This window comes from Lysinibacillus cavernae (genome assembly GCF_009724685.1).
Classification (GTDB): Bacteria; Bacillota; Bacilli; order Bacillales_A; family Planococcaceae; genus Lysinibacillus; species Lysinibacillus cavernae.
In genome coordinates this window covers 1-5,853 of the sequence record NZ_WMEF01000025.1, presented here as the reverse complement: position 1 = coordinate 5,853, position 5,853 = coordinate 1, and the positions used below count along the sequence as shown (strand labels likewise).

The 5,853-nt window shown below is 38.5% G+C and carries 5 protein-coding genes and 1 rRNA gene; 4 read left to right on the top strand and 2 right to left on the bottom strand.

What is annotated here, in order from left to right; all coding sequences use genetic code 11:
• Nucleotides 1–46: 46 nt before the first annotated feature.
• Together rrf and GJU32_RS22765 are read right to left on the bottom strand one after the other, a co-directional pair.
• Nucleotides 47–162, bottom strand: a 5S ribosomal RNA gene (gene rrf, locus GJU32_RS22770).
• Between the two features lie 266 nt (nucleotides 163–428).
• Entirely contained in the window at nucleotides 429–1,523 is a 1,095-nt protein-coding gene (locus tag GJU32_RS22765) for a cysteine desulfurase family protein (RefSeq protein WP_196426794.1), read from the bottom strand.
• Nucleotides 1,524–1,614: 91 nt separating this feature from the next.
• Here GJU32_RS22765 and nadB point away from each other — a divergent pair, with 91 nt between their 5' ends.
• The 4 genes from nadB to GJU32_RS22745 all read left to right on the top strand — a co-directional run bounded on the left by nadB (nucleotide 1,615) and on the right by GJU32_RS22745 (nucleotide 5,737).
• Nucleotides 1,615–3,201 (top strand): L-aspartate oxidase, encoded by a 1,587-nt coding sequence (gene nadB / locus GJU32_RS22760; RefSeq protein ID WP_155594157.1) that lies wholly within the window; start codon nucleotides 1,615–1,617, stop codon nucleotides 3,199–3,201.
• Nucleotides 3,158–4,018, top strand: a complete 861-nt coding sequence (nadC, locus tag GJU32_RS22755; protein WP_155594156.1) for a carboxylating nicotinate-nucleotide diphosphorylase — start codon at nucleotides 3,158–3,160, stop codon at nucleotides 4,016–4,018. The genes nadB and nadC overlap by 44 nt, the downstream gene beginning before the upstream one ends.
• Nucleotides 4,005–5,108, top strand: coding sequence for a quinolinate synthase NadA (gene nadA, locus GJU32_RS22750; protein WP_155594155.1), 1,104 nt, complete (start codon nucleotides 4,005–4,007; stop codon nucleotides 5,106–5,108). Before nadC ends, nadA begins: the two co-directional genes overlap by 14 nt.
• 212 nt (nucleotides 5,109–5,320) lie before the next feature.
• Nucleotides 5,321–5,737 (top strand): VOC family protein, encoded by a 417-nt coding sequence (locus tag GJU32_RS22745; protein ID WP_155594154.1) that lies wholly within the window; start codon nucleotides 5,321–5,323, stop codon nucleotides 5,735–5,737.
• Nucleotides 5,738–5,853 lie beyond the last annotated feature (116 nt).

Below are 5,853 nucleotides of genomic sequence, written 5' to 3'. Positions count from 1 at the left end.
GTAAGGCAGATGCTCTCCCAGCTGAGCTAATCCTCCTGGGTATTATGCCTAGCGACGTCCTACTCTCACAGGGGGAAGCCCCCAACTACCATCGGCGCTAAAGAGCTTAACTTCCGTGTTCGGTATGGGAACGGGTGTGACCTCTTTGCCATCATCACTAGACTATTTTATGTATCTTGTTTTGAAGTTGTTTACCTGTCCTTCAAGACAAGAATTATTGTATAACGTTTTCTCACATTGTGCAATACTTTTTTATAAAAAAAAGAAATTATTACTTTATAAAGATATTCTTGTTAAGTAAGAGAAAATATTGCCCTGCAAAATATTATAGCAATTGTTGTTTCAAAAGAAAACAATTATTTTATTTTATATATTTTCTTAGCTTATAATCTATTGCAGAACAAGTGAAGGTGATAGAACCACCTCCTTCACTTGTCATTTAAGTAAATAGTTGAAAGCTCTCTTTTCAATCTTGCAATTTTTTCAAATGTTGTGGAAGGGCCAAAAGATACTCTAAAAAATTGGCGTGCCGCTTCTATAGAAAAACCCATTGATAAAATTGCCTTCGTTCCAGATTCACTATGAATATCACATGCACTACCCGTAGAGATACAAATTCCTGCCTCATTTAACTTTAATAGAACATATTGTCCTTCTACTTTATCCAGCATTACACCACAAATATTAGGCAAATGCTGTTTACATTCTATTAATTGGCATCTTTCAGGTAAATTATTTTTAAAAAATTCTCTTAAAGCCTCATAATGCTGCAATTCATAGTGATAGTTTTCAATCGCTGCTGCAAAGGCAACAATTGCAGGAGTATCTAATGTTCCCCCTCTTAAACCTCTCTCATGTGTTACACCTGGTGTTAATGCAGGCACACGGAGTGAGGGATTCAAATAAACGGCACCACACCCCTTTGGCCCACCTATTTTATGAGCCGAAATTGTGAGCGCATCTACGCCTCTTGGTATGGCTAGTTTTCCAAATGATTGTACACAATCAACATGGTAGTAAACACCTGATTTTTTTGCCATTTCTATTATGTTTTCCACAGGTTGAATGGAACCAATTTCTGAATTGACATGCTGAATAGTAATTAAAGCAGTGTCTTCCCTGATTGTTTGTAGTAATTGCTCCAGATCAATACAACCATCCTTCTGTAACGGCAGTTTTGTCACAACATACCCCATTTTTTCAAGTGTATTTAATGCTGCATGTACAGACGTATGCTCGGCTTGGGATGAAATAATATGCTTCCCTTTTTTAGAAGCTAGCGCTAATGACAATATGGCCATGATATTTCCTTCCGTTCCGCTCCCTGTAAAAATAACGCCATCGCTATTTACACCTAGAGCATTAGCTACAACCTCTCTTGACTGCTGGACGAAATAATGGGCTTGTCCTCCTAGATCATGTAGACTTGCACTATTTCCATAATAACGCTGTGCTACCTCTACATATGCCTCAAGAGCTTCCCTAGCCATAGGTGTTGTGGCAGCGTAATCCAAATAAATCATCGTCTTCTTCCTCTCAAGTTTCTAAGGTCTTGTTTTCTTTTTTATTTTATGTAAAGATAGGTGTCAAGACAACTGTAAAGAAGGTATAACTATGGATGTAAAGACAGACGTCCTTATAATAGGCAGCGGTATTGCTGCACTTCAAGCTGCTTTACTACTTGAGGAACATTTTCAAATACAAATTGTTACAAAGTCATCTGTTTATATGAGTAGTTCTTATCGTGCACAAGGGGGCATCGCTGCTGTTACAAGTGAAGAAGATCATATTGAACACCACATTGCCGATACATTGAAAGCTGGCGAATATCATCATGAAAAAAGACATGTCGAAACACTCATAGAAGATGGCACTAAAATTATGCAGAAATATTTAAAGACCGGTCTCCCGATTGATCGGCACGTTGATGGAAAACCAGCTCTAGGACTCGAGGGGGCACATAGTCACCACCGAATTTTACATGCAGGTGGTGATCGTACTGGTCAAATTTTCATAGATTACTTGCTTGATAAACTTGCACCTAAAACAAAGGTGAACTGCTATGAAATGGCTTATGAGCTTTTATTGAACACAAATGGTGATTGTATAGGTGTACTCACTAAAGGAGAAAAAGGCACGAAACGTTATTTGGCTCATCATGTTATTTTAGCGACAGGTGGTGCAGGAGCACTCTATTCAAGTACATCTAATTTTCCGACGAATACTGGAGATGGCATTGCTTTAGCATTTCGTGCAGGTGCCGCAATCAGTGATATGGAATTTATGCAGTTTCATCCTAGCTTGCTTTGGTGTGAAAACGAAGCAAAGGGATTAGTCTCTGAAGCTGTACGAGGCGCTGGAGGTATCTTCGTAGATGCACAACGTCAGCCCATTATGAAAGGCTTACATGCACAACTTGACTTAGCGCCAAGACATATTACTGCACTTGCCCTATTTAAAAAACGTGCTGCTGGTGAGGAAACGTTCATCGATATTTCCAACATAAAAAACTTCGAAGCGAAATTTCCAACAATAGCACAACTCTGTTATGACAATCAAGTTCATTTACAAGATGGCATAATTCCTGTTGCTCCAGGAAGTCATTTTTTAATGGGTGGGGTTATAGCTGATGACGAAGGCAGAACCACTATACCCAATTTATATGCAGTCGGTGAAGTTGCCTGCACAGGTGTCCATGGTGCAAATCGTTTGGCAAGTAATTCGCTATTAGAAGGGATCACATTTGGTCAAAAAATGGCGCATTCCATCCTTCAAAAAGGCTGTCACCAAAATAATTTCTTACTTGACCACCGCAAATGTGCTGATATAATGCCATCTTTATTCACTAAGCAGCAGTTACAGCAACACATGATGCAGTTCTTAGGCATTGTTAGAAACATTGACGATTTGCAGTATTTTGTTCAACAACTACCTTCCTTGCCATCACTTCTTCACGTTAATCTAATGGATCTGGAACAATCCGAGTTGGAACTCTTTATGATGCATGTTGTTGCAACATTAATGGCATATGCAGCAATTACAAGAACGGAAACACGTGGTGCTCATATTCGTACTGATAATGCTGAAATGGAAGCACAATGGGCAAATCGGTGGATTATATTTACGCAAGGACAAATGAAAGTGAGGAACTCATTATATGAATATCATCAAACTCGAGGAAATGCTCAAGCAATTTTTTAATGAGGATTTAGGAGATGGGGATTTATCGAGTGAATTAATCTTTTCAGCCAAACAGCAAGGTTCGTTTTCTTTTTATGCAAAAGAAAACGGAATTTTTTGCGGAGCACTCATTATTGAGAATGGTTTTCTCCTACTAGATCGATCAATTGACATATATCTTCATAAAAAAGATGGAGATGCAGTAGAATCTGGAGATGTTCTTGCTGTTATTAATGGCCCTTTACAAAAATTATTAATGGGTGAGCGAGTCATTTTAAATCTTATTCAACGTATGTCAGCTATTGCTACAGCGACTCATTTAGCAGTCAAAAAAACAACAGGTACACATGCAAAAATATGTGATACTCGTAAAACAGTTCCTGGTCTGCGTATGCTTGATAAATATGCTGTTAGAATCGGTGGTGCTTTTAATCATCGTAATGGCCTATATGATGCAATTATGTTAAAGGATAATCACATTGCCTTTGCTGGTAGCATTACAAAAGCAGTTCAAGCCGCTAGAAAGAAAATCGGTCATACCGTCAAAATCGAAGTTGAGATTGAAACAAAGGAACAGCTAGATGAAGCAATTAGAGCTGGTGCAGATATCATCATGTTTGATAACCGAAGTCCAGAAGAAATACGTGCATGGCTTCCGCTTGTTCCCCCTTCTATTGCGACAGAAGCATCAGGAGGCATCACACTTGAAAACTTGCATACCTATGCACAAACAGGAGTTCAGTGGATTTCACTTGGTTCACTCACACATTCAGTCAAAGCCTTTGACATTAGTGCACTCGTACAATTGAAAGGAGACCATACCCTTGTCCATCACTAGTTTACTACAGCAAACGACACTACTTCCGGAGCATTATCGGAAATTATCCGTAAAGGAAATGGAATCTCGTATTTTAGCAATAAAGGATAAATTAGGGCCTAAGCTATTTATACCAGGACATCATTATCAAAAAGATGAAGTCATTCAATTTGCTGATGCTACTGGTGATTCTCTACAGCTAGCTCAATTATCCGCAGCAAACAAGGAAGCTGAACACATCGTATTTTGTGGTGTACATTTTATGGCAGAAACTGCTGATATGTTGACGACAAAACAGCAGCATGTCTATTTACCAGATATGCGTGCAGGTTGTTCGATGGCTGATATGGCAGATATTTATCAAACTGAACAAGCATGGCCGATTCTTCAACAGCTCTTTGGTGATACGATTATCCCTTTAACCTATGTCAATTCAACTGCTGCCATTAAAGCCTTTACAGGCAGACATGGTGGTGCCTGTGTAACTTCATCCAATGCAAAGGAACTTGTTCAATGGGCATTTACACAAAAACAACGTATTTTCTTCTTACCTGACCAACATTTAGGAAGAAACACTGCGTATGACTTAGGTATTCCACTTGAAAATATGGCAGTTTGGAATCCACATAAAAATATGCTGGAAACACAACAACCCCTTGAGAACATCCAAGTTATTCTGTGGAAGGGTCATTGCTCTGTGCACGAAGGATTTACAGTTCAGCATACGGAGGTTGTTCGGAAAGAACATCCAACTATGCGCATTATTGTTCATCCTGAATGTAGTCGCGAGGTTGTTGCAGCAGCAGATGATGCTGGCTCGACAAAATACATTATTGATACAATAAATCGAGCACCAAGTGGATCAGAATGGGCCATTGGAACAGAAATGAACCTTGTCAATCGTATGATTAAGCAGTATCCTGATAAACATATTATCTCCTTAAATAGCAATTTTTGTCCTTGTCTAACAATGAATCGAATCGACCTTCCACACTTGCTATGGAGCCTTGAAAGTATTGAACAAGGGCAACCACATAACCGTATACGAGTAGATGAAAATACTACTGCTGAAGCACTTAGCTCACTTGAAAGAATGCTGGCACGAAGATAAAGAGGTAGAGTTTAAAAGTAGAAATGTTGTAAAATCAATGTTTCTGCTTTTTATGTTGCAAAGAATGCATCTTTACTAAAAACGAGGTGTATTCATAAATTCCTGAAATTTATGAATACACCATCACAGATTACATTAAAAGGAATTCATTTGTTGCTGAAATTGACATAGCTTTATGCTCTATGATACTGTCGATTTGGGGGTGAGAGTAAATGGCTTTTCAATCAAAAAATATTTTTATTAATTTACCGGTGAAAGATCTAAACAAGTCCATTAACTTTTTTAATGCGTTAGGTTTTGAGTTCAATCAACAATTCAGCGATGAAACGACCGCTTCTATGATCATTAGTGAAAATATCTTCGCATTAATAATGACCGAAGAAAAATTCAAAGGATTTAGTAAGAAGGAAATTGCAGATACGACTACTTCTGCAGAAGCAATTTTATGTCTATCTGCTGAAAATCGAGAGCAAGTAGATCAATTAGTAAATAAGGCACTAGCCTCTGGTGGTAAACCTTACAGTGACCCTCAAGATCATGGGTTTATGTACGGCTGGGGGTTCCAAGATGTAGATGGACACATCTGGGAAGTAGTTTATATGGATGAAAGTGCATTGAATCAAGAGTAATCTTTATATCTATGAAAATAAAAAAACAGTAGATACAATTGCATCTACTGTTTTTTAGTATGACCCCTACGGGATTCGAACCCGTGTTACCGCCGTGAAAGGGCGGTGTCTTAACC

Coding starts and splice junctions, on each gene's coding strand:
- nadC (WP_155594156.1), top strand. CDS start 3,158: ATGAATATCATCAAACTCGAGGAAATGCTCAAGCAATTTTTTAATGAG.
- GJU32_RS22745 (WP_155594154.1), top strand. CDS start 5,321: ATGGCTTTTCAATCAAAAAATATTTTTATTAATTTACCGGTGAAAGAT.
- GJU32_RS22765 (WP_196426794.1), bottom strand. CDS start 1,523: ATGATTTATTTGGATTACGCTGCCACAACACCTATGGCTAGGGAAGCT.
- nadB (WP_155594157.1), top strand. CDS start 1,615: ATGGATGTAAAGACAGACGTCCTTATAATAGGCAGCGGTATTGCTGCA.